Genomic DNA, 25273 nt, shown 5'->3' with positions numbered 1-25273 from the left:
CAATTGAATGACCAACTTTATTGGAACTTTTGTGAAGGGAGACTTTTAAAATTTAAAAGTATAGCTTATGTCAAAAATCGTTGGACACATTTCGCAGGTAATCGGTCCGGTAGTCGATGTACACTTCAAACTTGAAGGTAAGGATGCGGAACATGCTTTGCCGAAGATCCACGATGCGATGACTATCGTAAGACACGATGGCCGCACATTGGTGGTGGAAGTGCAGCAGCACATTGGTGAAGATACTGTTCGTACCGTGGCAATGGACAGCACGGATGGATTGCAGCGCGGAATGGAAGTCGTGCCAACCGGTCAGGCAATTACAATGCCGGTCGGTACTCAGATTAAAGGACGAGTAATGAACGTTGTCGGTGAAACTATTGACGGCATGAAGGAACTGGACAAAACGGACGGTTTCCCTATTCATCGTGAGCCGCCTAAATTTGAAGATCTGGCTACTACTCAGGAAGTCCTTTTTACAGGTATTAAGGTAATTGACCTTTTGGAACCTTATCTAAAAGGAGGTAAAATTGGATTGTTTGGTGGCGCTGGTGTAGGTAAAACAGTGCTTATCAAAGAGTTGATTAACAACATTGCGAAGAAACACAACGGCTTCTCTGTGTTTGCGGGAGTAGGAGAACGTACTCGTGAGGGTAATGACCTGCTGCGTGAAATGATTGAGTCAGGGGTAATCCGTTATGGCGATGAATTTCTGAAGAGTATGGAGGAAGGAAATTGGGATCTTTCCAAAGTAGATTATAATGAAGTGGAAAAATCGCAGGTAGCAATGGTTTTCGGTCAGATGAACGAACCTCCTGGTGCACGTCAGTCTGTAGCTCTTTCCGGTTTGACCTTGGCAGAATCTTTCAGAGACAGACAAACCGGAGAAAATGGACCGCGTGATATCTTGTTCTTTATCGATAATATCTTCCGTTTTACTCAGGCCGGTTCTGAGGTATCTGCCTTGTTGGGACGTATGCCTTCGGCTGTAGGATATCAGCCTACTCTGGCTACAGAAATGGGACAGATGCAGGAACGAATCACTTCTACCAAAAACGGATCTATTACTTCTGTACAGGCCGTATATGTGCCGGCAGACGACTTGACAGACCCTGCTCCGGCTACTACCTTTACACACTTGGATGCGACTACGGTATTGAGCCGTAAGATTACCGAGTTGGGTATTTATCCGGCTGTGGATCCGTTGGAATCAACTTCTCGTATTCTTGACCCGCTGATTGTTGGCAAAGAACATTATGAAACTGCTCAGCGCGTAAAACAAATTCTGCAACGTAATAAGGAATTGCAAGATATTATCTCTATTTTGGGTATGGATGAACTTTCGGATGAAGACCGTCTGACTGTGAACCGTGCACGTAGAGTACAGCGTTTCTTGTCGCAGCCATTTGCTGTAGCCGAACAGTTTACTGGAGTTCCCGGAGTGATGGTATCTATTGAAGATACAATTAAGGGATTCAAGATGATTCTGGATGGTGAGGTAGACTATTTGCCGGAACAGGCTTTCCTGAATGTAGGTACGATAGAAGATGCCATAGCAAAAGGTAAGAAATTGCTGGAAGCTGCTCAGGGATAAGCCGGACCGGAACAGAAAGGCTTGTCAATTAAAATAGAATAATATGAAAGAACTTCATTTGGTAATTGTTTCACCCGAACGAATCGTGTTCGATGGTATGGCAGAGTCGGTTACATTGCCGGGAGAACTCGGAGAGTTTCAGGTATTGCCCGATCATGCTCCGCTCATTTCGTCGCTTGTGAAAGGGGAGGTGAAATATGTTGCCGGAAAAGAAACACAAGTTTTGCCGATTACTGAAGGATTTGTGGAAGTTAGAGACAATCAGATATCAGTCTGTGCTGAACTTTGAGAAAAGTGAAGTGGACGCTGAACTAAAAACGTTTTGGTAGTTTCCGGTTGAAAAAACTACATAATACTATGTTAATGTTAGCCGTAAAGAAAAAGTTTGTAGTAGAACATACTCTTGCAGGAATTGTTCTGACGGGGATTGTGGCCTTAGTATACCATCTGTTTATACCGGAACGGTATTTTCTGTGGTTTCCTGCCATACCGATATTCTTCTATCTTTTCGGCTTATTTTATATAGGTATGTTTACGTTCAGTATCCGGCTGGGGCAAGATAAAATAGCCATGACTTACATGGTATGTAAGGCTATAAAGTTTATATTGAGTGCGTTTGTCATGATTGCTTATGGCTTTCTGGTAAGGCACGAGATTGTAGCTTTCGTCGGTACATTTATCTTCTTTTATTTTGCCTTTCTGATTTTTGAGACACGCTTCTTCCTTCTGTTTGAAGAGAAACTTAAACAAGAGAAAAAAAACAATGAAAAAACTTCGGTACATAGCAATAATTCTGCTTCTGCTGGTTAGTATGCCGGGAATGGTATGTGCTCAGTCTGCGGGAACGGCTTCACCGGAAAGTGAAGAGGAACTCAATGTGAATGAACTGGTGTTCGGACATATTGGCGATGCATACGAATGGCATATCGTGACGCTGGGAAAGACAGAACTCAGTATTCCACTGCCGGTTATTGTAAAAAGCAGCACCGGATGGCATGTGTTTTCTTCTTCCCGCCTGGAAGAGGGGGCATACGAAGGATTATATATTGCCAAAGGTGGGGCATACGACGGTAAGATAGTAGAACGAAATGATGCTGGTGAAGAGGTTCGCCCTTTTGATATTTCCATTACGAAGAATGTGCTGGGGCTGTTTATAAACAGTGCGTTGCTGCTTGTCATCCTGATGAGTTGTGTACGCTGGTATAAAAAACATCCGGTAGAACAGGGAGCTCCCAAAGGAGGAGTAGGTATGATTGAGGCATTGGTGCTGATGGTGTACGACGATGTGATAAAAGGTTGCATCGGAGAAGACTATAAGCGATATGCTCCGTATCTGCTGACTGCATTTTTCTTTGTATTGGTAAATAACTTGATGGGGCTGGTGCCGTTTTTCCCGGGAGGAGCTAATATAACAGGTAACATAGCTGTTACTTTGGTGTTGGCCATTTGCACGTTTATCTTTACGAATGTGTATGCTACGAAGGCTTATTGGAAAGAAATTTTCTGGCCGGAGGTGCCTACCTGGCTGAAAGCTCCGATACCTATGATGCCGTTGATTGAGTTCTTCGGTATATTTACGAAACCGTTTGCACTGATGATTCGTCTTTTTGCTAATATTATGGCAGGACATGCGGCTATTCTGAGTTTGATAGCCATCATCTTTATTACTGCAAAAGTGGGACCAGTTATTAATGGTTCGATGACGGCAGTGGCAGTGATATTCGGTATTTTTATGGATGCGCTGGAAGTACTGGTAGCATTCATTCAAGCTTATGTGTTTACAATGCTTTCGGCTGTATTTATCGGTCTGTCGAGAGTAAAGGAACACGAAGCAAGCAAATAGAGATTAAAAAAATAGGAAAGTATAACCATTTAAAAATTGTAAGATTATGTTATTGTCAATTTTATTGCAGGCTGCTGCAGGTGTAGGTATTAGTAAATTGGGTGCTGCTATTGGTGCAGGTATTGCAGTTGTAGGTGCTGGCCTTGGTATTGGCCGTATCGGTAGCTCGGCTATGGAAGGTATTGCACGTCAGCCGGAAGCATCAGGCGATATCCGAATGAGTATGATTATCGCTGCTGCTTTGGTAGAAGGTGTGGCTTTGATTGCCATTGTAGTTTGTTTGTTGACTTTGTTTTTGTAATTTTCAGATGACGAGGTATCAGGTAATAGGGCACAAGGCTTTAAATATCTTTTCAAGGAACTTGTCGACTCGTCACCTGAAACCTTTAAAACTTTAAAAACTATGGGATTATTAACTCCAGATCCGGGATTGATGTTCTGGATGATTATAGTATTTGGAGCTGTTTTCTTTGTATTGGCAAAGTATGGCTTCCCTGTAATCATCGGCATGGTTGAGGATCGGAAAGCATACATTGACGATTCGCTGAAGGCGGCACGTGAGGCCAACGAACAATTGGCAAATGTGAAGGCCGAAGGCGAAAAAGTGCTTGCTCAGGCTCGTGAGGAACAGGCACGGATACTGAATGAAGCTTCTGCTACACGCGACCGTATCATTAAAGATGCACAGGAGCGTGCCATGCTGGAAGGACAGCGCCTGATGGATGAAATGAAAAAACAAATTGAAACTGAAAAAGAAAGTGCAATTCGTGATATCCGACGTCAGGTAGCAGTCTTGTCAGTAGATATTGCAGAAAAGATCATGCGCAGTAAACTGGCTGATGAAAAAGAGCAGATGGAGTTGATTGACCGTATGCTGGATGAAATGCTTGAATCTTCTAAAAAATAAATGTTATGAATACTGGAGTTGTTTCTATGCGTTATGCAAAGGCATTGCTGGCGTATGCAAAGGCACAAGGTAAAGAAGATGTAGTGTACGAAGAAGTGAAAACACTTGCTGTACATTATGCGGAGGTGCCGGAATTGCGTCGGGCCATAGAGAATCCGGTACTGGATGTGAAACAAAAACTGAATCTGCTCTGCGAAGCCGCAGGAGGTAAGACTGTTTCTGAGGAACTGATGCGTTTCTTTAATTTGGTGCTGGAGGAAAAAAGAGAGAAATTCCTGCAATTCATGACTTGGTCGTATATTGATCTGTACAGGGAAGACAAGCATATCCTCATCGGAAAATTAACAACTGCGATTTCTTCACCTAAGCTGGTAAAACATCTGGAAGAATTGGCAAGCGAAAAAACCAAAGGAAATGTAGAGCTGGAAGCGAAAGTAGATCCTGCTCTCATTGGAGGTTATATCATCGAACTGGCCGGCTTCCGTATGGACGCCAGTGTGGCCAATCAGCTCAAGAGGGTGAAGCGTCAGTTTATGGCGAGAAATAGAAGAATAGTTTAATATTAGAAGTTGGAGATATAAAATATGCCAGAAAATACAATAAAACCCAGCGAAGTTTCGGAAGTATTGCTGCAGCAGTTGCAGGGTATTGATACTTCCTTGAAATTCGATGAAGTGGGAACTGTATTGCAAGTGAGCGATGGTGTGGCGCGTATCTACGGATTGCGAAATGCCGAAGCCAACGAATTGCTGCAGTTTGAAAACGGTATCATGGGTACTGTGATGAATCTGGAAGAGGATAATGTGGGTGCCGTATTGTTGGGACCTACAGACCAGATCAAAGAGGGGATGATTGTAAAACGTACAAAGCGTATTGCATCTATTAATGTAGGCGAAAGTATGCTGGGACGTGTAATCGACCCACTGGGTGTTCCTTTGGACGGACGTGGCGAAATTGGCGGTGAACTGTATGAAATGCCTTTGGAACGTAAGGCACCGGGAGTTATTTTCCGTCAGCCGGTGGCTGAACCTCTGCAGACAGGATTGAAAGCTATCGATGCCATGATTCCTATCGGTCGCGGACAGCGTGAGTTGATTATCGGTGACCGTCAGACCGGAAAGACAGCAATTGCCATTGATACCATTATTAATCAGCGTGCTAACTATGAGGCTGGGAATCCGGTATACTGTATTTATGTGGCAGTAGGACAGAAAGGCTCTACAGTGGCTAGTCTGGTAAACGCCTTGCGTGAAAAGGGAGCAATGGATTATACCATTGTGGTAGCTGCAACAGCTTCAGACCCTGCAGCCATGCAGTATTTTGCTCCGTTTGCGGGAGCTGCCATCGGAGAATACTTCCGCGATACCGGCCGTCATGCTTTGGTAGTTTACGATGACTTGTCTAAACAAGCGGTTGCATATCGTGAAGTATCTTTGATTCTTCGTCGTCCTTCCGGACGTGAAGCATATCCGGGCGATATTTTCTATTTGCATTCACGTTTGCTGGAACGTGCAGCTAAGATTATTTCTCAGCAGGAAGTGGCCGAACAGATGAACGATTTGCCACCAAGCCTGAAGGGAAAGGTAAAAGCAGGAGGATCGTTGACTGCTTTGCCTATTATCGAAACACAGGCTGGAGACGTATCTGCTTATATTCCTACTAACGTGATTTCTATTACCGATGGTCAGATCTTCCTGGAAACAGACTTGTTTAACCAGGGATTCCGTCCGGCTATCAACGTAGGTATCTCGGTATCTCGTGTAGGTGGTAGTGCACAGATTAAGAGTATGAAGAAAGTGGCCGGTACATTGAAGATAGATCAGGCACAATATCGTGAATTGGAAGCCTTCTCTAAATTCAGTAGTGATATGGACCCTGTTACAGCAATGGCTATCGACAGAGGACGTAAGAATAACCAGTTGCTGATTCAGCCTCAATATTCACCGATGCCTGTAGGAGAACAGGTTGCAATCTTGTATTGCGGTACACACGGATTGATGCGTGAAGTGCCTATCAGTAAGGTTCGTGCTTTCCAGGATGCCTTCCTGACCACTATGCGTGCAAACCATCAGGCTGATGTACTGGATGTACTGGCCAGCGGAAAGATCAGCGATGAAATTACTGCAGTAATAGAAAAGGTGGCAGCTGATACAGCAGGCCAATTTAAAGAAAGATAATTGTCATGGCATCACTGAAAGAAGTAAAAGGAAGAATAAATTCAATTCAAGGTACGCTGAAGATTACTTCGGCTATGAAGATGGTGGCCTCGTCGAAGCTACATAAGGCTCAGGAGGCAATAGAAAACATGCTTCCTTACGAACGACGACTGCATCGTATGCTTACCAACTTTCTGAGTGCGGGGCTTAGTGTAGAGTCACCTTTCATTGTGAAACGTGATGTGAAAAAGATTGCCGTTGTTGTGTTTGCTTCGAACAGTAGCTTGTGCGGTGGATTTAATATGAATGTGATTCGTCATTTGACTGAAATCATAGAAAAATACAGTGCAAAGATTGGTAAGGAGAATATCCTGGTATATCCGGTAGGGCGTAAGGTGGCCGATGCCGTGAAGAAAATGGGATTTCAGCCGATGGGTGATTTCCAGCATATGAGCGGAAAACCGAATTACAAGGAAGCATCTGACTTATCGACCGATTTGATAAACCGTTTCTTAAGCGGGGAAATACAACAGGTAGAGTTGCTGTATAATCATTTTAAGTCGACTTCTACACAAGTTCTGACACAAGAGACCTATTTGCCTATCGACTTGTCTGCTGCTCAAACAGCAGATGAAGCAGGGGAAAGCAACGTGCAAGCTGATTATATCATAGAGCCGTCTGCCGAAGAAGTGATGCAGGAATTGTTGCCTAAGGTGCTACGTATGAAGATTTATACAGTTTTGCTTGATTCGAATGCGGCAGAGCATGCTGCACGAACCATGGCTATGCAAATTGCAACAGACAATGCAAATGATTTAATTCAGGAGCTGACTTTGATTTATAACAAGAGTCGTCAGCAGGCAATTACAAACGAATTGCTGGACATTGTCGGAGGAAGTATGGCATAAGACTGTTGATACTATAGGAAAGAGGGCTGTCTCAAAATACTTTGAGATGGCCTTTTTTTATGCATTTCCTGACAGGCGTATAATGTGACAGGAATAGAAGGGGAGTGGAACGTGTTGGAGACTTTAATCGCCGTCGTTGGTTACAGAGTTGGCGTCGTTGGCTGTATAGTCGGCGCCGTCGATTGTGCAGCCGACGTCGTCGGCTTAAATCAGCGGATAGAAGCATGACATTATATTGATGCTGATGAATCTCTTTCTTTCAGGTAAATTGGGTTGGGTAAATCTTATCAGAAAAAGATAAAGGCCCTCTCATTTGTGGTTATGAGCTGGCCTTTTAACTCTCGAATAAACTAAAAAATTAATTATCTTAAAAAAGAATTTCACTTGTATTTACTTCATAAACAACACAGATACGCGTTTTGTTCACGAGTTGTGTAAAAAAATGAATATTTGGGTATAAAATCGAGTGAATTTTAGATAGTGGAAGTGCAACTTATGGGGAAGTTGCTATAAAAAACAAAATCTATCATCTTAAGTCAGATAAACTAAGAAGATAGATTGCTGATTTTCTGTCGGGGTAGCGGGATTCGAACCCACGACCCCCTGCTCCCAAAGCAGGTGCGCTAACCGGACTGCGCTACACCCCGAACAAATATTTTCTCTCTTTTTAAAGTTTACATTGTCGGGGTAGCGGGATTCGAACCCACGACCCCCTGCTCCCAAAGCAGGTGCGCTAACCGGACTGCGCTACACCCCGAACAATCATTCTCTCTTTTTAGGTTTACTCGTCGGGGTAGCGGGATTCGAACCCACGACCCCCTGCTCCCAAAGCAGGTGCGCTAACCGGACTGCGCTACACCCCGAAGAGGTTTTCCTTAAAAGCGCTGCAAAGGTATGGGTTTATATTTAAATATGCAAGTATTCGGGGTGTTTTTTTATCTTTTTTATTCAATAAATTATTCGGCGAAATACTTTCTCCCTGTGTTTCAGGAAACTGTGGCGATTTGTCGAATGAGTAGCGAATGGCCTTTTGAGGTTCTTGTAGAATTGAAGCAAAGGGAAGATAAAGTTTTGGATGGAATTTGTTACTTTTGCGATATGTATGCGGCAGGAGGTCGGATACCGAAACTTGAAATATTATTATAATTATTATGGGAGATAAAGAATACTTAGATCGTTTTGAAGATAAAATGCAGCAAACACTTTTACGTTTATGTACTTCTTATCATCAGTTGGAGGGTGTATTGTTGGCTACAGATGATATAACAGAACACTGGCAAAAGCTGGCACCCGAATATTTGGCTGATGCAGTAGAGCAGGTACGCGATTATCCTACCGTATCGGTGGCTTGGGCAGCTTATTTAGGCTTGGCTATGGCTTATGGATGGGATATGAGCTGGGAAGTGTTTTCCAAGGCAGAATACAAGTTCTTTTACGGAGAGCAGGGATTCGACGATATGGATGAGCATATTGTGCGTGATATCTTGGGAATGCCGCTCGATGGAGAAGAAGCAAAGAGTCTGGAAGAAATGATTCGCCGTTGTGCGCAGGCAGCTGTCGATATGATTCGTCATGAGCAGATAGAACCGCAAAGCCCGCTGGCGTATTATGCTTTTTCGCGTGCCTGTGAGGTAATGTATAATATTGGAGCCGCATTGGGCCTGAAACGTCTTGGATATAAGTTTACGAAGGTGGACTTGTCTGATCGTACGTTATTGAACTAAAGAGGAAGGGTTCATTTGAAAGAGAGTGAATACTAATTGTTTTCAGATATAAAGCGGAATGTCAACACGATGAACAAGAGTGATTTGTTTGTCGTGTTATGTTATATATAGTAAATTGTATTTCTTCTGTTGTATTTGCGAATCGGTTTTCTAGTCAACGCTTAATTTTATATTATTAAATTGAGTCACGACAAACTTATAGTGTTCAGACTTTATAGTCTATTATATTTGTCCAATCATAAATTGGACAAATTGTGTAACTAGCAGCTACATAATTTAAAACTCATGGTTTCCTTGGGGTGAATGTAAATCAAAGGAAAGGTTTATCGAAGGAAATGTCTGATGTTTGCGATTGGAGTAGTAAAGAGATATAATAGAAGTAGGAATTATAGAAGATAAAATCAAGAAAATCTTGGTCTTATTATTTTATTTATTGGCAAAATAAGCTGTTATTACTATTTTTGCAAAATCTTACGGCAGATGAATGCTACCGTAAGACTTTGAATTATAAAGTATATGAAAAGATTATATACATATCCGGCAAAACCCTTTGTTAAATGGGTTGGAGGTAAAACGCAACTTCTTGACGATATAAAGAAAACTCTGCCTCACAATTTATCCCAGATAAAAGATGTGACTTATATTGAGCCATTTGTTGGTGGAGGAGCTGTTTTATTTTGGATTCTACAAGAGTATCCGAATATAACTAGGGCAATAATCAATGATATAAATGAAGAGTTAATTTGTACATATCGTGTAATAAAATCAGATGTTGAAAAATTGATTCTTGAATTGACACGAATTCAAACAGAGTATCTTGCACTGGATGATATTGCAAGAAAAGAATATTTTTTGTCTCAACGTGTTCGTTATAATGAAAGAAATAATTCAGATGTTGAAACAGCTGCATTATTTATTTTCTTAAATCGGACTTGCTTTAATGGGCTGTATCGTGTAAATTCTCAAGGAAAGTTTAATGTTCCACATGGAAGATATACAAATCCTAAAATTTGCGATGAAGAAACATTGAGAGCGGATTCTACTATTCTACAACGTGTTGAGATTCTTTGTGGTGATTTTGCACAAACGGGTAAATATGCAGATAATAATGTCTTGTATTATTTTGATCCACCATATCGTCCTTTAACAAAGACTTCTGCATTTACTTCTTATGCAAAAGATGGTTTTGATGACGCTGAACAGACACGTTTACGCGATTTTTGCGAGCAGATAGCAGCACACAAATCTTTATTTGTGGCAAGTAATTCAGACCCTCAAAATGTAGATAATGGAGATGATTTTTTTGATCATCTTTACAAAAGATTCTCCATTAAACGAGTTGCTGCTTCAAGGATGATAAATTCAAAGGGAAATGGGCGTGGAGCGATTTCCGAAATAATGATTTCTAATGTTGCCAATGCTTACCAATATGAGAAATTTTGATACATGGCTAGCTGGTTTTAGACCTTCTATTGCCGATTATAAATATTACGTTGATTTCGATAAGGTTTTCAATAATGTGGAAGCTATTAAAATTCCACTCAATATTTTGAATTCGCTTATTGGCTCCAAGAATATAGAGAATGAATTCAGAAATATTTTGGAACAATATCCAGAAACGTTAAGATGCATTCCTATTCTTTTAGCTAAGCGTGAGCTTGATGTTATGGCTATGGACGAAGAAGGGCAGATTGATTTTCATTTTGATAAGCCAAATTGTACGAATGAAGATTATGTCAAATTCATGCGAAAGACTGGTCTTTTCGATTTGATGGAGAATCATATTGTCAACAATCTTGTAGATTACGTGACCGGTATAGAAACAGGACTTGACTCAAATGGACGCAAGAATCGAGGTGGCCATCTTATGGAGAATCTTGTAGAGGGCTTTCTTTGTAAAGCTGGACTTGTGAAAGATGTTGATTATTTCAAGGAAATGTATATTCATGAAATAGAGACCAAATGGGGAGTAGATCTGTCTTCGATTTCCAATAATGGTGACGCAGAGAAAAGATTTGATTTTGTGGTAAAAGGAAAGAATACCATTTATGGAATAGAAACTAACTTTTATACCAGTAGTGGTTCAAAGTTGAATGAAACGGCACGTAGTTACAAAACTATCACTATGGAGACTAAAGATTTGGGATATTTCAAATTTGTTTGGTTTACCGATGGTTGTGGTTGGCGCAGTGCAAAGAATAATCTGAAGGAAACGTTTGATGTTTTGGAACATTTATATAATATTGCAGATCTTGAAGGTGGAATAATATCAAAAGTACTTATTTAAATGCCAGTTGCCTATTATAAGTCAGAAAATAGAGACTTTACTCTTCTTAAAGGAGATTGTATTGAACTTCTGAATTCGTTTGATTTCAAGTTTGATATGATTTTCGCAGATCCTCCTTACCATCTTTCAAATGGAGGCATAAGCGTTCAGAGTGGTAAAATGGTTTCTGTCAATAAAGGCGATTGGGACAAGTCCAAAGGATATGAAGAGGATTATCTGTTTGATAAAGCTTGGATTGCAGCCTGCAGAAACAAATTAAAAAGTAATGGAACTATTTGGATAAGCGGGACTTATCATAATATTTTCTTGGTCGCTAGATGCCTGACAGAATTGGGCTTCAAGATATTGAACTGTATTACATGGGAGAAAACAAATCCGCCACCAAATTTGTCTTGTAAATATTTTACATACTCTGCTGAGTATATTCTTTGGGCTCGTAAAGAGCCAAAAGTTTCTCATTTTTTCAATTATGATTTGATGAAAAAGATAAATGGAGGTACTCAGATGCGTGACGTATGGCGATTGCCAGCTATTGCACGATGGGAAAAGTCTTGTGGTAAACACCCTACTCAGAAACCATTGTGCGTTTTATCACGAATCATTCAGGCTTCAACTCTTCCAGGTGCATGGATTTTAGATCCATTTACTGGTAGCAGTACAACCGGTATCGCGGCAAGTCTATTGGGGCGTCGATTTCTTGGCGTAGATCAAAATGATGAATTCTTGGAACTAAGTAAGGCCCGCCGAGAAGAAATCAACGATCACTCAAAACGTACTTTGTATTTGGAGAAGCTTCAAAAGCAAGCACAGCTATTTGAAGATAATGAAATTCAAATCCTTTATGATCCTTGTGCGGAATATGGGCAGGATTTGCCGTTCTAGGTAAATATTTATGACTGTAATATAAAAAAATATGCTTCTGGGCTATGTGGTAGAAGTTCAATTTTAGCAAAACATGATATTAAACGATTATATTTACTATTTTTAAATTAAATATCACATTAATATTATTCAAACTCTAAAATTTTAAGATTTATGATTTGTAAAAAAGAACATCGCTATAATCCGCAATATAATGATTTGCCTGTGGATCAAGGAGGAGAAGGAAGACATCGATGTGCAGGATGTGCTTACGAAAGGGGCTATGAAGATGGTTTGAAGCGTAAAGAACAATTAGATTTAAATCTAGATTCATTACCAGAGAGTCAAGCTGGGACAGTGAGACACAAAAGTCCTCATGCTGCATATGCGGCAGGTTATCTTGCTGGGGTCAGAGATTCTTACAAGTAATATTTCTCATTTATATAGGGATATTCAGTAATGTCTCTACCACATAATATGGCATATGAAGAGATTATGTTCTATCATCTTCATATGCCATTATTATTGTCATTTTTCCGTGTTCTCTCACATAATCTTATCCGGCAGGACATGATATTCCGGAAGAAATCTGATGATCTCTTTTGCCCCTTGTGAATAAAATCATGTCATGCTGCTTTATCAGTTTTATTCCTGGGGCATTCAGTAAATAATAAAAGCTCGTATTATGTTCAATGAACCTCCGTTAGTCGGTTGTTCTGTACGTAGCCAAAAACATTCCTCCTGATGCTATTATCTGAAAAATCATCTCGTGCAAAACTCTGTGATCTAAGGAAAAAGGCATATATTTGCATATATGAACTTAAACATCTTATATTTGATACGATAAACCAACAATAATACAATTTACGATGGATAGAAAAGTTCTGGAATTTGTAACATACTGTATTAGTTCATTGTCATTGCATCTTAACTTGACGCAAAAAGAAATTTACAGAAAACTCAAAGACTCTGGTATTTTATATGGATACATAGTTCCTTCATACGATGTGTTGCATACCTTCGGCTCACGCTATTTGATAGAAGACCTGACGGAGTATATGAAAAAGAAAGGAGTATTGTAGTAATGAAAGTTTATCATGCTTCAAGTATTGTGGTGGAAAATCCTGACACTATACATTCAAGAGAGTATCTTGATTTCGGCCGTGGCTTCTATATCACAACATTACGTGAACAGGCAGAGAAATATGCATTACGCTTTTTAAGACGAGGTGAATCGGCTGTGCTCAATATTTATGAACTTAGTGACGACTTAAATAAATGGAAATTACTCCGATTCGATTCGTATAATAACGAATGGTTGGATTATGTTGCAAAATGCCGTTCAGGTGAGCCTGTCGAGTTTTATGACATGATTATTGGAGGTATTGCCAATGATCGTGTTATTTTGACTTTAGACAGATATTTCGAAGGTGAATTGTCTAAAGAACAGGCTTTGGGCTTGTTAATGTACGAGAAGCCCAATATTCAGTTTTGTATCCGTTCGCAACAGATGTTGGATGAATGTTTGAAATATATAGAGAGCGTAAAATTATGACTGAAGTTTCAAAACAGATATATAAAGGAATAAAGTGTGCTAATGTGATAGCTGCTTTGAGCCAAATGTATAATATTACAATTGAAGAAGCAACAGATATATATTATAATTCAAGTATCGCTGATTTGATAGAGGAAGGTATTGCTGATCTTCATTGTAGAAGTGACAAATATCTTGCTACAGAAATCTGGGACGATTATATAAATCAGAAACAAAAACGGGAACTATAACATAAAATGTGCAGACCAATATAAAATGGTAGCGGAAAATCCGCTGAGCACAGTAGTAGCAGACTATGAACCGCGGTATCGCTCGGCTAAGCAGTATCAGAGTGAGGCGGAAATGGAGAAGGAGTTTATAGAGCAGCTCCGTACACAGGCGTATGATTATCTTCCAATCACTTCTGAAAAGGAACTGGTGGAAAATCTTCGTGCTCAGCTGGAAAGACTGAATGACTACCGTTTTACTGACAGGGAGTGGACGACTTTCTTCAAGGAAAAAATAGCAAACCAAAATAACGGCATAGTAGAGAAAACAGCCATTGTTCAGGAGGACCATATACAGCTGCTCACCCGCGAGGACGGTACGGTGAAGAATATATATCTGATAGACAAGGATAATATTCATAACAACAGCCTTCAGGTTATCAACCAGTATGTGCCGGAAGGAGGGAATCATGAGAATCGCTACGACGTGACTATATTGGTGAATGGGCTGCCCTTGGTGCATGTGGAGTTGAAACGCAGGGGAGTAGATATAAAGGAGGCATTCAACCAGATAAGAAGATATAGCCGCGATAGTTTCGGGCAAGGAGGGATAATCAGATAATTCCGGATTTGGTGGACTTTACGGCTACGTTCTTTGCCAAACATACGCTGCTGAATATCCTGACTAAATATTGTGTGTTTACTTCGGAAAAGCTTCTCCTCGTGATGAGGCCTTATCAGATTGCGGCTACGGAAAGTATTCTGCAACAGGTACGTGTGTCTACCAACTATAAGAAATATGGAACAGTGGAAGGCGGTGGCTTCGTATGGCACACCACGGGAAGCGGAAAAACGCTGACTTCATTCAAGACGGCACGACTCGCGAGCAGGAGGATATACGCGACGAGCAGGTGAGGAACATAGACCGCGAGAAGGCGCTTATGGCTCCCGAACGCATAAGTCATATTGTGGCTTATATATTGGAACATTTCGCACAGAAGACCAAAAGAAACGGAAAGTCGTTTACTTTTAATAAGCTGACCAATATATCGGAAGTGGCTGAAGGGGGAAAGAAAGGTAAGAATGAGGTTAAGGAGCAGAAACAGAAGGTGCGTATGCAGGGTTTTAACTCTATATTTGCCGTTTCTTCCATTGAGGCTGCCAAACTATATTATCTGGAGTTCAAGCGTCAGATGGAGGAACTGTCGCCTGACAGGAAGCTGAATGTTGCCATCATATACAGCTATGGAGCCAATGAGGCTGAAGAGGATTTCAGCGGAATACCTGATGATGAGAACTCTGACAATACCGACGGACTGGATAAGAGTTCGCGCGATTTTCTTGAAAGTGCGATTGTGGACTATAACAAAATGTTCGCTACCAACTACGATACAAGTTCCGAGAAATTCCAGAACTACTATAAGGATGTTCCGGAATCTGGAACATGCCACAAACGAGAGTATCGCCCTGTTTGGTGACAAGGAAGCTGGAGGACTGGTGCTGCTGAAGACTTTCGATGAGTATTACAACGGTTATGAGGATGAGAATGGCAAGCATCAGCCGAGGTACATGGAACTGGTGAATACACTGCTGGAAGACTATCCGTTGGAAACACGCATTATGGGCGAGGACTTGGAAAAGAAATTCATCCGTCTGTATGGAGCTATACTGAAGGCTACAAACATATTGTCTACGTTTGACCAGTTTGCCGGCATGGAAATCCTTTCCGAAAGGGATGTGCAGGATTATCACAGTCTTTATATTGACCTGTATGAGAAGTACAGAAGGAACAGGCAAGGTGATGCGGTGAATGTGAATGATGATATTATTTTCGAGATGGAGCTGATCAAACAGGTGGAGATAAATATTGACTATATTCTGTATCTGATAGAGCAGATGCATGACGGCAACACGGGTGATAAGGAGATACGCATCACCATACAGAAAGCTATCGGGGCAAGTCCTGATCTGAGAAATAAAAGGGAGCTTATAGAGAACTTTATAGACCAGCTTACGCCTGACAAGAATGTCAGTGATGACTGGCAGAAGTATGTGAAGGAACAACAGCGCAGACAGTTGGATGATATTATTTCGGAGGAACAACTGAAACCGGAGGAAACATATCATTTCGTGAACCAGTCTTTTAAGGATGGGGGAATACAGGAGTCCGGTACGGGTATAGCGAAAATTCTTCCTCCTATGTCTATCTTCGACAAGACAAGAGAAATGAAGAAGAAGACTGTGCTGGAAAAACTGAAGGTATTCTTTGAACGTTTCTTTGATATTTCAGGAGGAGATTTATAATTATCATTAGTGTCCCGTTAAAATTGTTAATCAAACAAGCCTGAAAAAAGGAAGAATTTAACTTTTTGACATCGTTGAAATTAGTCTTCTCAAACAACTCTTTAAGGTGTGTTTTGTCCGTAAGAGAAATACTTAGGATTTGTAGAATTTCATATATTGATCATTCCAGTTTTATGTCATGTTGAACTATTAGCAACAAGGCAATAGCTGAAGGATTGATTGGGATTTGGATAGCGTTTCCGTAGTACTCCCAAACTTCTTAATTCTGAGGTGCTACTTTGCCATTTGGCCCACCAGAAGGTTGGCTGACATAAAGGTGTTGGCCATTTAAGCCAAGATACCTTGTGTGGTAAATACGGTAACTTCCATCCCCACATACTGGCCATGCTCAACAAGGAATCGGTTATCCTGTTTATGAGAAAAACAGCAATGGATGAGAAATCTTGCCTGTCTCAGGTCTCTGGGATCGATTTTGACAGTAATCTGCTTCCGGACGAATAAAAATTCTCATCGGTAGGCTAGTCTGCCGATGAATTAACAGATAAATTAATATCTTTGCAAAATTAATAGGTCTGAAGACTTACTTCAGACCCACTAAATGAAACATTATCTATATTGCATTTATATTATTTTTTTATGGTTAAATGTTTTTCTATATTTAAAGGTATATACATTAGTATCTTTATCAGCATTTTGTCTTTATCTTTCTTTTCTTGTTCTTCCGAATTTCAGGATAATTACCAGGACAGGGATGACGGATATCTGGATATCGTTTTTTCTAAAAAGGAGACAAGGGCTGACCTTGCAAATGATGGTTCCGGAAGTTTTACAGAGGGCGATAAAATTGGGCTTTACCTTCAAGGAGATAAAGGTCTTTCTTATCGTGAACTTACATATTCGGGAGGACAGTGGCTTCCACGTCTGAAGCGTAATGATTTTGGTGAGGGGCCAATATCTTTGTCTGCTCATTATCCGGCAACCGGAGAACAACAGAATCCAAAGACTTATCAGCTGGATATGGCATTAGACCAGACTGGAGACGGTTTTTATAATTCAGATTTGCTGTTTTCAAAAACAGTCGTCGGATCAGGTGTATACGAAGCTGATATGAATTTCGCGCATGCTCTTCACAGAATCAGGATTTCTATCTCTGGCAGTATGACTTCGCCAGAGGTTAAAGTCAGGAGTCTGACACAGGGTAATTTTAATCTGCTTACCGGTGAAGTTGAAGTGAGTGGAACCGATTTCAAATGGATTACCCCATTCAAGGATGGAGAAGGAAATTTTGCCGCTGTGATTATTCCTCAAAGTGCGATCCCTTACAGGGACGATGACGGACTTTTGCAGATCGTTGCAGAGGGTAAGACAGCGTATTTCAATGCTCCTGAAAAGACAGAAGAGAATAATGATCTTACATTTTTCGAGTCTGGAAAGCAGATTTCGATAAGCCTTACTCTGAAATCGGGCAATCCTGAACTTGCAGGAAAGACATTGTGGGTATATGGATTGAATGTACCTGATTTCCCAGGTAAGGAGAATCTTCCTACATATAAACTCGGTAATAAGTATGGTTTGCCTGAAGGCCAGTGGTTGAGATATGACAATCGTTACTATGAGGAGCAATATCTTACATGGGCTGAAGGGTGTGGCTGGTATGACTGCAACAAGTCACATGGAAACTATGAAGACGATTCCCAAATGTGCTGGGCGGCATCTGCATCAAATGTAGTGTCGTGGTGGATGTGCTTGAATAAAGAATATCTTGCGGCATACGATAGAGATTATGGTTCTTCGGTGACGACTGGTTCAGGTACTTTTGAGCGTCCGTCCTATGACTTCAAGCCGCTTTACCCTAATGGGGTTGGCAGTTGGGATGGTTCTCTTCCGGAACCCAATAATGTCACAGTCAACAGGTCGGAAGTTTTCCAGTTCTTCAAAGATCATTTCCCGAATTTTGGCAACGATGATCCTAAAGGAGTTGAATGGTTTTTTACCGGGGCTTATCTTGGTGGCGATATCAATGGTTTTAAAGGGTTCTTTCCGGAAGTATTCACGAAAAATAATGCCTTGACGGCAAGGTGCCCGCACAACCCAGACAAAGAGCAGTTCAATACATTTGTTACAGATGCCCTCCTCAATAAGAGGGCTATCGGTCTAAATGTGTTTGATGTTGCCGGTCCCAAAACTGGAAATCATGCTATGACAGCTTGGGGAGTCGAATATGATGAAGCAGGGGATATTGCCTATATATACTATTGCGACAACAACTATGCGGAACAGGATCCTAATGGTGCGGTGATTATCAGACAGCAGATAGTATATGCTGTCGATAGTTATGGGAAAGAATGTACTTATCTACAACAGTTAAAACCGGAGGATCCGGATACTAGAGTGGGGAAATTCCTGATTACCTCTGTATTTTCTGCTGATCTCGGCAGAGATGTATGGAAAAAGAAATATCCGAATGTAGTTGTAGAAAAATAATACATAATCTCCCCTTAAGAATATCTTCATCTGCTGGTATTCAGTACTATTAAAAGTCTTTGATAAATCTGCAAGTTTCTTATCTTTATGTTAAGAAACTCTGGTATCAATATCTTTTTATTTATATTAACGTGAGTTCGATATAAGATTAGAAAATAGACAGTTGTCCGTCATTGACAAAATTTACATCAATGGCGGGCTTCTTTTCAAAAAAGCAGTATGCCGCAATAGCCGACAAGGAGTTTGCTATAAAGTTGTTAAAAGAACGATGTCTGGAGTGTTCTATCTGAGCAATATTCTTCAGTTCGTCATTGACCGTTTCAATCAATGCTTTTTTCCTAAGCAGAATCTTATCAGCTATACTCATGAGTGAATTCTTCATGTTGCTTTTAACCTTTGTAACAAGCTGAATACCGTTTAGGAAGAGATTTTCAAACAAAGCCTGCCCAATATATCCTTTATCTGCACATAGTTTTCCCTTAATGTTTTCCACGAACTTACCCTGTTTCAATGGCTCACGATCATCTACATTTGCAGGTGTAAACATGAAATTGAGAATTTCACCCTTATCATTGATTATCAGATAACAGCGGAAACCGCCAGAATGGAACAGAATAAGAAGAACCATAATCTCAGCATCACTCATGCGGTTGGGCTTGTTGCGATGCTTCTTTTTACTGTCTTCAATCATATATTTTTCCTGTTGTAACGCAAATTCCTTGCAAAAATCATCAGCCATACAATATCTCTGTAACTTTAGACTCTGGAAACATAGTGGTAATCGTTTGAATATTATAATTCAGCACTATAAATTTAATACTTTTATCGCTATATTACTAATTTGCAATAGATTATATTGATTCTTATTTCGAACTCACGTTAATAGTAGTTATGACTGGATGCCAAGATACAATCATACAATACGGACAGTGCCGGATACAACTTGTCAACTCGTGTATCCGGCACTATTTTCTATATATGCAATAGATGTTCTTATTTTCTCAGCATTAAGGTTTTGAATGGAGTAGGATAGGGGGTTTCAAACTCCATCAATTCGCCTGTAACGGGATGATAAAAGCAAAGCTTGAAGGCATGAAGAGCCAAACGTCCCAACGGATCTACTTCGGAACCGTAGCGTATATCGCCTACTACCGGGTGGCCAAGCGACTGCATGTGTACACGAATCTGGTTCTTCCGTCCGGTTTCAAGTTGCAACTCTATCAGAGAAAAGCCATTAGCTCGTTTGATAGTGCGGTAATGTGTTACAGAAAATTTACCACCATCATCTACAGGAGAAGAGCTGACATACAGTTTACGGTCGGTAAGCCATGATTGTACGGTGCCTTGATCTTTTTCCATGTCTCCCACAACGATTGACACATAGCGGCGGTCACACACGATATCGTGCCAGTTGTCGCGTAGAGTGTGCTGGGTCTTTTCGTCTTTGGCGTACATCATGATACCTGAAGTTTCGCGGTCCAGACGGTGCACAACAAACACGCGGTTATTACGGTGCTGGCGTTTTACATACTCGTTCAGGATATGCTGTGCGGTACGTTCTTTCTGTTTGTCGGTAGCCACAGAAAGCAGTCCTTCTTTCTTCTCTACCACAATGAGGTATGCATCTTCGTACAGAATTTTCAGCAGAGGATGACGGAACTCATGCTTGTTCTTTTCCTTGCTGATCTGAACCTTCATGCCCGGCTTCAGCGGATAGTTGTATTGTGTCTGTATGTTGTTGTCTACCAGTACTACACGGTTGCTCAGCAATGCTTTTACGCGTGTACGGCTGATACCTGCCATTTTCTTCATCAGAAACTCCATGAGTTCGGCAGGTTCGTTTACATTATATATTGTATATTGAGCGGCAGCCCGTGCACGGGGACGTCCGCTTGGTTTTCTGTCATTTCTTGCCATAAGGGTTGGTGGTATATAAAATTATCGTTTTTCCAGCAAAACTACATTTTCTACATGATGAGTGTGCGGGAACATGTCTACCGGTTGTACGGCTGTTACCTTGTATTTGCTGTCAAGTAACTGTAGGTCGCGAGCCTGTGTAGCCGGATTACAGCTTACGTATACGATACGGCGTGGTTCGGCAAACAGAATAACATCAATTACATCGTTGTGCATACCGGCACGGGGTGGGTCGGTAATAATCACATCCGGACGACCGTGTTCGTTGATGAAGTCTTGAGTCAAGATATCCTTCATGTCGCCGGCATAGAAAAGAGTGTTTTCAATACCATTTATTTGTGAATTTACCTTTGCATCCTCAATTGCTTCGGGTACATATTCTATACCGATTACCTTCTTAGCCTGACGCGATACGAAGTTGGCGATAGTTCCTGTACCTGTATAAAGGTCGTATACCAGTTCGTTTCCTGTCAGTCCGGCGAAATTACGCGCAACCTTATACAGGTTGTATGCCTGCTCGGAATTGGTTTGATAGAATGATTTTGGTCCAACCTTAAAGCGGAGTCCTTCCATCTCTTCGAAGATGTGGTCATTTCCTTTGAATACTTCTACTTCCAGATCGCCGATGGTGTCGTTACATTTATTGTTGATGACGTAAAGCAGGGAAGTGATTTGTGGAAACTTATCTGCGACAAACTGCAGAAGTGCTTTCATCTGTTCCAGCTCTTCGTCTTTAGTAATTTTGCACTGCAGCAAAACCATCAGTTCGCCAGTCGATGAAGTACGCACCATCATGTTTCTCAGCATACCTTCCTGTGTACGCAGGTTGAAGAATTCATAATTGTGCTCGTAAGCATAATTGCGGATGGCATTGCGAATCTGGTTGGAAATATCATCTTGTAACCAGCATTTCTCAATGGCCAATACCTTGTCGAATGCTCCCGGAATGTGGAATCCTACTGCATTCATCTGGTCATATTTCACATCCTGCTTTACTTCTTCTTCTGTCAGCCAACGTTTATTGGAAAAAGTAAACTCCAGTTTGTTACGATAGAATTTTGTTTTTTCTGACCCCAAGATTGGCATAAATTCCGGCAATTCTACTTTACCGATACGGGTAAGATTGTCGAATACCTGTTTCTGCTTGTATCTGATCTGGTCTTCGTACGAAAGACATTGCCACTTACAGCCACCGCATACGCCATAGTGCTGGCAGAACGGCTCTGTACGCATTGGAGATTTTTCATGAACTTTTACAGCTACGGCTTCGGCATAATGATTTTTCTTACGTTTAATCTGTAAGTCTACTACATCGCCCGGTACTACGTAGGGGACGAATATCACCAAATCATTTACTTTGGCCAAGGCCTTACCTTCTGCTGCTACATCTGTGATTGTTATCTTCTCTAATAGAGGAAGTTCTTTTTTCTTTCTTGCCACGTCCTTTTTTTATAAATCGAATTTGGGACAAAAATAAGAATAATTTCCGACATTCTTTTATTATTTCAAAAGAACTTCATTTTGCAAACTCGATATTGCAAAACATGTTGTAAAAAACATTCTTTTTATTTGCTTATTTATAAAATATCCATAGTTTTGCGGCTACTAAACTTAAATCTATAAAAAAATGGAAACAAAAAGAGTCTATACTTTTGGAAATGGAAAAGCTGAAGGTAAAGCAGATATGAGAAATCTTCTGGGAGGAAAAGGTGCCAATTTGGCTGAAATGAATTTGATTGGAGTTCCCGTTCCTCCGGGTTTCACAATTACTACCGATGTTTGTAATGAATATTTTGAAAAAGGAAAAGATGATGTAGTAGCTCTACTTAAGGCTGATGTGGAAAAGGCCATTGCCGGGGTAGAAGAACTGATGAAATCTAAATTTGGTGATGTAGAAAATCCTTTACTTGTTTCTGTACGTTCCGGAGCCCGTGCATCTATGCCGGGAATGATGGATACCATTCTGAATCTGGGTTTGAATGATGATGTAGTGGAAGGTTTGGCCAGAAAAACCGGAAACGAACGTTTTGCGTGGGATTCATACCGTCGTTTTGTACAGATGTACGGTGATGTAGTATTGGGTATGAAACCGACTAATAAAGAAGATATCGACCCGTTTGAAGCAATCATAGAAGATGTAAAGAAAAATAAAGGTGTACGCTTGGACAACGAATTGGATGTAGCCGATTTGAAAGAGTTGGTAGTACGCTTTAAGGCTGCTGTAAAAGCGCAGACAGGAAAAGATTTCCCAAGTTGTGCTTATGAACAGTTGTGGGGAGCTATTTGTGCCGTGTTCGATTCATGGATGAACGAACGTGCCATACTTTACCGCAAGATGGAAGGTATTCCGGCAGAATGGGGTACTGCTGTCAATGTGCAGGCGATGGTCTTTGGAAATATGGGCGATACATCGGCTACAGGTGTATGTTTCTCTCGTGATGCGGCAACTGGTGAGGATTTGTTCAATGGTGAATACCTTATCAATGCACAAGGTGAAGACGTAGTGGCAGGTATTCGTACTCCGCAGCAGATTACAAAGATAGGCTCTCAGCGTTGGGCTGAACTGCAGGGTATTTCTGAAGAAGAACGTGTGGCAAAATATCCTTCTATGGAAGAAGCAATGCCAGAAATCTATAAGGAACTGGATGCTTTGCAAACCAAGCTGGAAAATCATTATCACGATATGCAGGATATGGAATTTACTGTTCAGGAAGGTAAATTGTGGTTCTTGCAGACTCGTAACGGTAAGCGTACAGGAGCTGCTATGGTACGTATTGCCATGGAAATGCTTCAGCAGGGTATTATTGATGAAAAGACTGCAGTTTTGCGTTGCGAACCTAATAAATTGGACGAACTGCTTCATCCGGTATTCGACAAGGCTGCATTGCGTCAGGCAAAGGTTCTGACCCGCGGTCTTCCTGCATCTCCGGGAGCAGCTTGCGGACAGGTGGTGTTCTTTGCCGATGATGCTGCAGAATGGCGTGCAGATGGCCGTCGTGTAATCTTGGTGCGTATCGAAACTTCACCTGAAGATTTGGCTGGTATGAGTGCTGCAGAAGGTATCTTGACAGCACGTGGCGGTATGACTTCGCATGCAGCTGTTGTGGCTCGTGGTATGGGTAAATGTTGTGTATCGGGTGCTGGTGCTATTAATGTAGACTATAAGGCTCGTACTATAGAAATAGATGGTGTAGTACTGAAAGAAGGTGATTACATCTCATTGAACGGAAGTACCGGAGAAGTATATCAGGGACAGGTACCTACAAAGGCAGCCGAATTATCAGGTGATTTTGCTAAATTGATGGATCTCTGCAACAAATATACTCGTTTGCAGGTACGTACAAATGCAGATACTCCTCACGATGCTGAAGTGGCACGTAGCTTTGGAGCAGTGGGCATCGGATTGTGTCGCACCGAACATATGTTCTTCGATAATCAGAAGATTGTAGCCATGCGTGAAATGATTCTGGCTACTGATGTAGAAGGACGTAAGAAAGCTCTTGCTAAACTCTTGCCGTATCAGAAAGCTGACTTTAAGGGAATTTTCAAAGCAATGGACGGTCATCCGGTAAATGTACGTTTGCTTGATCCTCCTTTGCATGAATTTGTTCCTCATGATTTGAAAGGACAGGAAGAAATGGCTCAGGCTATGGGTGTAACTGTAGAATATATCCGCCAGCGTGTAGAAAGTTTATGTGAACATAACCCGATGTTAGGCCATCGTGGATGCCGTTTAGGTAATACTTATCCGGAAATTACAGAAATGCAGACACGTGCGATTTTGGGTGCAGCGGTTGAATTGAAGAAAGAAGGGTTCAATCCTCAGCCTGAAATTATGGTGCCGTTAACTGGTATTTTATATGAGTTTGAAGCACAGGAAAAAGTGATTCGTGATACAGCGGCTCAGTTGTTCAAGGAAGAAGGTGTAGAAATACCGTTTAAAGTTGGTACTATGATTGAAATTCCGCGTGCAGCTCTTACTGCTAATCGTATTGCATCACGTGCCGAATACTTCTCATTCGGAACTAACGACTTGACACAGATGACTTTCGGCTATTCTCGCGATGACATTGCTTCGTTCTTGCCGGTATATCTTGAAAAGAAGATTTTGAAAGTCGATCCGTTCCAAGTATTAGACCAGAATGGAGTAGGACAGTTGGTAGAAATGGCTGTAGAAAAAGGTCGCTCTGTACGTCCGGAACTCAAGTGTGGTATTTGCGGTGAGCATGGTGGTGAACCTTCTTCTGTGAAGTTCTGTCACCGTGTAGGTTTGAACTATGTATCTTGTTCTCCATTCCGCGTGCCTATTGCTCGTTTGGCTGCGGCGCAGGCTGCAATAGAGGAATAATCTCTTAAAAATATTATTTTTATATCAGGCTGTAATTCACCGTTTTACGGTAGTTACAGCCTGATTTGCGCTTAGACGGTTCGTACATTTGACCGCAAAAAATGAGCCAAATAAACGTATTTGTTTTACTCTATGTTTACCCCAAAAATGGCCATGTTTACCCCGTTTACCCCAAAGTT

The 25273-nt window shown here is 41.1% G+C and carries 26 protein-coding genes, 3 tRNA genes and 1 pseudogene; 24 read left to right on the top strand and 6 right to left on the bottom strand.

Translation table 11 applies throughout. From position 1 onward, the window contains the following. The first annotated feature begins 67 nt into the window (after positions 1-67). The 9 genes from atpD (at position 68) to WKU26_RS10020 (ending at position 7408) form a co-directional block, all read left to right on the top strand. Positions 68-1594 carry a F0F1 ATP synthase subunit beta gene (atpD, locus tag WKU26_RS10060; protein WP_178266654.1) on the top strand — a complete coding sequence of 509 codons (1527 nt, stop codon included), beginning with the start codon at positions 68-70 and terminating at the stop codon, positions 1592-1594. A 43-nt stretch (positions 1595-1637) separates the two neighbouring features. After that, the gene (atpC, locus tag WKU26_RS10055; protein WP_340321895.1) at positions 1638-1883 is read left to right on the top strand and encodes an ATP synthase F1 subunit epsilon; all 246 of its coding nucleotides are present in this window, start codon (positions 1638-1640) and stop codon (positions 1881-1883) included. 68 nt (positions 1884-1951) lie between these two features. Beyond that, positions 1952-2404 (top strand): hypothetical protein, encoded by a 453-nt coding sequence (locus WKU26_RS10050; protein ID WP_340321894.1) that lies wholly within the window; start codon positions 1952-1954, stop codon positions 2402-2404. Between the two features lies 1 nt (position 2405). After that, entirely contained in the window at positions 2406-3437 is a 1032-nt protein-coding gene (atpB, locus tag WKU26_RS10045; RefSeq protein WP_445323237.1) for a F0F1 ATP synthase subunit A, read from the top strand. 46 nt (positions 3438-3483) lie between these two features. Then, positions 3484-3738 carry an ATP synthase F0 subunit C gene (gene atpE / locus WKU26_RS10040; protein WP_178266650.1) on the top strand — a complete coding sequence of 85 codons (255 nt, stop codon included), beginning with the start codon at positions 3484-3486 and terminating at the stop codon, positions 3736-3738. 102 nt (positions 3739-3840) lie between these two features. Next, positions 3841-4344, top strand: coding sequence for a F0F1 ATP synthase subunit B (gene atpF / locus WKU26_RS10035; RefSeq protein WP_340321892.1), 504 nt, complete (start codon positions 3841-3843; stop codon positions 4342-4344). 5 nt (positions 4345-4349) lie between these two features. Continuing rightward, positions 4350-4904: a F0F1 ATP synthase subunit delta gene (locus tag WKU26_RS10030; RefSeq protein WP_340321891.1), complete on the top strand. Its 555-nt coding sequence runs from the start codon at positions 4350-4352 to the stop codon at positions 4902-4904. Between the two features lie 24 nt (positions 4905-4928). Next, positions 4929-6521, top strand: a complete 1593-nt coding sequence (gene atpA, locus WKU26_RS10025) for a F0F1 ATP synthase subunit alpha (RefSeq protein ID WP_340321890.1) — start codon at positions 4929-4931, stop codon at positions 6519-6521. Between the two features lie 5 nt (positions 6522-6526). After that, entirely contained in the window at positions 6527-7408 is an 882-nt protein-coding gene (locus WKU26_RS10020; protein WP_269876462.1) for a F0F1 ATP synthase subunit gamma, read from the top strand. 572 nt (positions 7409-7980) lie between these two features. Here the strand turns inward: WKU26_RS10020 and WKU26_RS10015 are convergent. The 3 genes from WKU26_RS10015 to WKU26_RS10005 form a co-directional block, all read right to left on the bottom strand. Further along, positions 7981-8055, bottom strand: a tRNA-Pro gene (locus WKU26_RS10015). 35 nt (positions 8056-8090) lie between these two features. Beyond that, positions 8091-8165: transfer RNA gene (locus tag WKU26_RS10010), tRNA-Pro, on the bottom strand. Between the two features lie 31 nt (positions 8166-8196). Continuing rightward, positions 8197-8271, bottom strand: a tRNA-Pro gene (locus tag WKU26_RS10005). A gap of 288 nt (positions 8272-8559) precedes the next feature. On the opposite strand from WKU26_RS10005, the gene WKU26_RS10000 reads away from it, so the two are divergent. From WKU26_RS10000 to WKU26_RS09940, 14 genes are all read left to right on the top strand, one after another. Continuing rightward, the gene (locus WKU26_RS10000; protein ID WP_340321889.1) at positions 8560-9132 is read left to right on the top strand and encodes a hypothetical protein; all 573 of its coding nucleotides are present in this window, start codon (positions 8560-8562) and stop codon (positions 9130-9132) included. 516 nt (positions 9133-9648) lie between these two features. After that, a complete protein-coding gene (locus WKU26_RS09995; RefSeq protein ID WP_340321888.1) occupies positions 9649-10575 on the top strand; it encodes a DNA adenine methylase in 927 nt (308 codons plus the stop codon). Beyond that, the gene (locus WKU26_RS09990; RefSeq protein WP_340321887.1) at positions 10562-11419 is read left to right on the top strand and encodes a type II restriction endonuclease; all 858 of its coding nucleotides are present in this window, start codon (positions 10562-10564) and stop codon (positions 11417-11419) included. The genes WKU26_RS09995 and WKU26_RS09990 overlap by 14 nt, the downstream gene beginning before the upstream one ends. Next, positions 11420-12301: a DNA-methyltransferase gene (locus WKU26_RS09985; protein ID WP_340321886.1), complete on the top strand. Its 882-nt coding sequence runs from the start codon at positions 11420-11422 to the stop codon at positions 12299-12301. A gap of 153 nt (positions 12302-12454) precedes the next feature. Then, a complete protein-coding gene (locus WKU26_RS09980) occupies positions 12455-12709 on the top strand; it encodes a hypothetical protein (RefSeq protein ID WP_340321885.1) in 255 nt (84 codons plus the stop codon). A gap of 440 nt (positions 12710-13149) precedes the next feature. Beyond that, entirely contained in the window at positions 13150-13362 is a 213-nt protein-coding gene (locus WKU26_RS09975) for a DUF3791 domain-containing protein (protein WP_340321884.1), read from the top strand. Positions 13363-13364: 2 nt separating this feature from the next. After that, on the top strand, positions 13365-13835 hold the full coding sequence (locus tag WKU26_RS09970; RefSeq protein WP_235339599.1) for a DUF3990 domain-containing protein: 471 nt from the start codon (positions 13365-13367) through the stop codon (positions 13833-13835). Further along, positions 13832-14065 carry a DUF3791 domain-containing protein gene (locus WKU26_RS09965; protein WP_340321883.1) on the top strand — a complete coding sequence of 78 codons (234 nt, stop codon included), beginning with the start codon at positions 13832-13834 and terminating at the stop codon, positions 14063-14065. The genes WKU26_RS09970 and WKU26_RS09965 overlap by 4 nt, the downstream gene beginning before the upstream one ends. 25 nt (positions 14066-14090) lie before the next feature. Continuing rightward, positions 14091-14663 (top strand): type I restriction endonuclease, encoded by a 573-nt coding sequence (locus WKU26_RS09960; RefSeq protein WP_340321882.1) that lies wholly within the window; start codon positions 14091-14093, stop codon positions 14661-14663. A gap of 104 nt (positions 14664-14767) precedes the next feature. Continuing rightward, positions 14768-14956 carry a DEAD/DEAH box helicase family protein gene (locus tag WKU26_RS12755; RefSeq protein ID WP_445323236.1) on the top strand — a complete coding sequence of 63 codons (189 nt, stop codon included), beginning with the start codon at positions 14768-14770 and terminating at the stop codon, positions 14954-14956. Beyond that, positions 14869-15519, top strand: coding sequence for a type I restriction enzyme subunit R domain-containing protein (locus tag WKU26_RS09955; protein ID WP_340321881.1), 651 nt, complete (start codon positions 14869-14871; stop codon positions 15517-15519). The genes WKU26_RS12755 and WKU26_RS09955 overlap by 88 nt, the downstream gene beginning before the upstream one ends. Then, positions 15467-16345, top strand: a complete 879-nt coding sequence (locus WKU26_RS09950; RefSeq protein WP_340321880.1) for a type I restriction endonuclease subunit R, EcoR124 family — start codon at positions 15467-15469, stop codon at positions 16343-16345. The genes WKU26_RS09955 and WKU26_RS09950 overlap by 53 nt, the downstream gene beginning before the upstream one ends. Positions 16346-16687: 342 nt before the next feature. Next, positions 16688-16846: a hypothetical protein gene (locus WKU26_RS09945; RefSeq protein WP_340321879.1), complete on the top strand. Its 159-nt coding sequence runs from the start codon at positions 16688-16690 to the stop codon at positions 16844-16846. A gap of 135 nt (positions 16847-16981) precedes the next feature. Beyond that, positions 16982-18829: a fimbrillin family protein gene (locus tag WKU26_RS09940; protein WP_340321878.1), complete on the top strand. Its 1848-nt coding sequence runs from the start codon at positions 16982-16984 to the stop codon at positions 18827-18829. A gap of 148 nt (positions 18830-18977) precedes the next feature. Here the strand turns inward: WKU26_RS09940 and WKU26_RS09935 are convergent. The 3 genes and pseudogenes from WKU26_RS09935 to rlmD all read right to left on the bottom strand — a co-directional run bounded on the left by WKU26_RS09935 (position 18978) and on the right by rlmD (position 22186). Continuing rightward, positions 18978-19602, bottom strand: a pseudogene (locus WKU26_RS09935) (IS982 family transposase). 220 nt (positions 19603-19822) lie between these two features. Further along, positions 19823-20746, bottom strand: coding sequence for an RluA family pseudouridine synthase (locus tag WKU26_RS09930; protein ID WP_178265524.1), 924 nt, complete (start codon positions 20744-20746; stop codon positions 19823-19825). Between the two features lie 21 nt (positions 20747-20767). Beyond that, a complete protein-coding gene (rlmD, locus tag WKU26_RS09925; RefSeq protein ID WP_340321876.1) occupies positions 20768-22186 on the bottom strand; it encodes a 23S rRNA (uracil(1939)-C(5))-methyltransferase RlmD in 1419 nt (472 codons plus the stop codon). 187 nt (positions 22187-22373) lie between these two features. Between rlmD and ppdK the strand changes: the two genes are divergently transcribed. Continuing rightward, positions 22374-25094 carry a pyruvate, phosphate dikinase gene (gene ppdK, locus WKU26_RS09920; RefSeq protein ID WP_340321875.1) on the top strand — a complete coding sequence of 907 codons (2721 nt, stop codon included), beginning with the start codon at positions 22374-22376 and terminating at the stop codon, positions 25092-25094. The last annotated feature ends 179 nt before the right edge of the window (positions 25095-25273 follow it).

The sequence above is a fragment of the Phocaeicola sp. HCN-40430 genome, assembly GCF_037890285.1.
GTDB classification, from domain to species: domain Bacteria; phylum Bacteroidota; class Bacteroidia; order Bacteroidales; family Bacteroidaceae; genus Phocaeicola; species Phocaeicola acetigenes.
This window is presented reverse-complemented; position numbering and strand designations above follow the sequence as displayed.

Coding starts and splice junctions, on each gene's coding strand:
- atpD (WP_178266654.1), top strand. CDS start 68: ATGTCAAAAATCGTTGGACACATTTCGCAGGTAATCGGTCCGGTAGTC.
- atpC (WP_340321895.1), top strand. CDS start 1,638: ATGAAAGAACTTCATTTGGTAATTGTTTCACCCGAACGAATCGTGTTC.
- WKU26_RS10050 (WP_340321894.1), top strand. CDS start 1,952: ATGTTAATGTTAGCCGTAAAGAAAAAGTTTGTAGTAGAACATACTCTT.
- atpB (WP_445323237.1), top strand. CDS start 2,406: ATGCCGGGAATGGTATGTGCTCAGTCTGCGGGAACGGCTTCACCGGAA.
- atpE (WP_178266650.1), top strand. CDS start 3,484: ATGTTATTGTCAATTTTATTGCAGGCTGCTGCAGGTGTAGGTATTAGT.
- atpF (WP_340321892.1), top strand. CDS start 3,841: ATGGGATTATTAACTCCAGATCCGGGATTGATGTTCTGGATGATTATA.
- WKU26_RS10030 (WP_340321891.1), top strand. CDS start 4,350: ATGAATACTGGAGTTGTTTCTATGCGTTATGCAAAGGCATTGCTGGCG.
- atpA (WP_340321890.1), top strand. CDS start 4,929: ATGCCAGAAAATACAATAAAACCCAGCGAAGTTTCGGAAGTATTGCTG.
- WKU26_RS10020 (WP_269876462.1), top strand. CDS start 6,527: ATGGCATCACTGAAAGAAGTAAAAGGAAGAATAAATTCAATTCAAGGT.
- WKU26_RS10000 (WP_340321889.1), top strand. CDS start 8,560: ATGGGAGATAAAGAATACTTAGATCGTTTTGAAGATAAAATGCAGCAA.
- WKU26_RS09995 (WP_340321888.1), top strand. CDS start 9,649: ATGAAAAGATTATATACATATCCGGCAAAACCCTTTGTTAAATGGGTT.
- WKU26_RS09990 (WP_340321887.1), top strand. CDS start 10,562: ATGAGAAATTTTGATACATGGCTAGCTGGTTTTAGACCTTCTATTGCC.
- WKU26_RS09985 (WP_340321886.1), top strand. CDS start 11,420: ATGCCAGTTGCCTATTATAAGTCAGAAAATAGAGACTTTACTCTTCTT.
- WKU26_RS09980 (WP_340321885.1), top strand. CDS start 12,455: ATGATTTGTAAAAAAGAACATCGCTATAATCCGCAATATAATGATTTG.
- WKU26_RS09975 (WP_340321884.1), top strand. CDS start 13,150: ATGGATAGAAAAGTTCTGGAATTTGTAACATACTGTATTAGTTCATTG.
- WKU26_RS09970 (WP_235339599.1), top strand. CDS start 13,365: ATGAAAGTTTATCATGCTTCAAGTATTGTGGTGGAAAATCCTGACACT.
- WKU26_RS09965 (WP_340321883.1), top strand. CDS start 13,832: ATGACTGAAGTTTCAAAACAGATATATAAAGGAATAAAGTGTGCTAAT.
- WKU26_RS09960 (WP_340321882.1), top strand. CDS start 14,091: ATGGTAGCGGAAAATCCGCTGAGCACAGTAGTAGCAGACTATGAACCG.
- WKU26_RS12755 (WP_445323236.1), top strand. CDS start 14,768: ATGAGGCCTTATCAGATTGCGGCTACGGAAAGTATTCTGCAACAGGTA.
- WKU26_RS09955 (WP_340321881.1), top strand. CDS start 14,869: ATGGCACACCACGGGAAGCGGAAAAACGCTGACTTCATTCAAGACGGC.
- WKU26_RS09950 (WP_340321880.1), top strand. CDS start 15,467: ATGTTCCGGAATCTGGAACATGCCACAAACGAGAGTATCGCCCTGTTT.
- WKU26_RS09940 (WP_340321878.1), top strand. CDS start 16,982: ATGGTTAAATGTTTTTCTATATTTAAAGGTATATACATTAGTATCTTT.
- WKU26_RS09930 (WP_178265524.1), bottom strand. CDS start 20,746: ATGGCAAGAAATGACAGAAAACCAAGCGGACGTCCCCGTGCACGGGCT.
- ppdK (WP_340321875.1), top strand. CDS start 22,374: ATGGAAACAAAAAGAGTCTATACTTTTGGAAATGGAAAAGCTGAAGGT.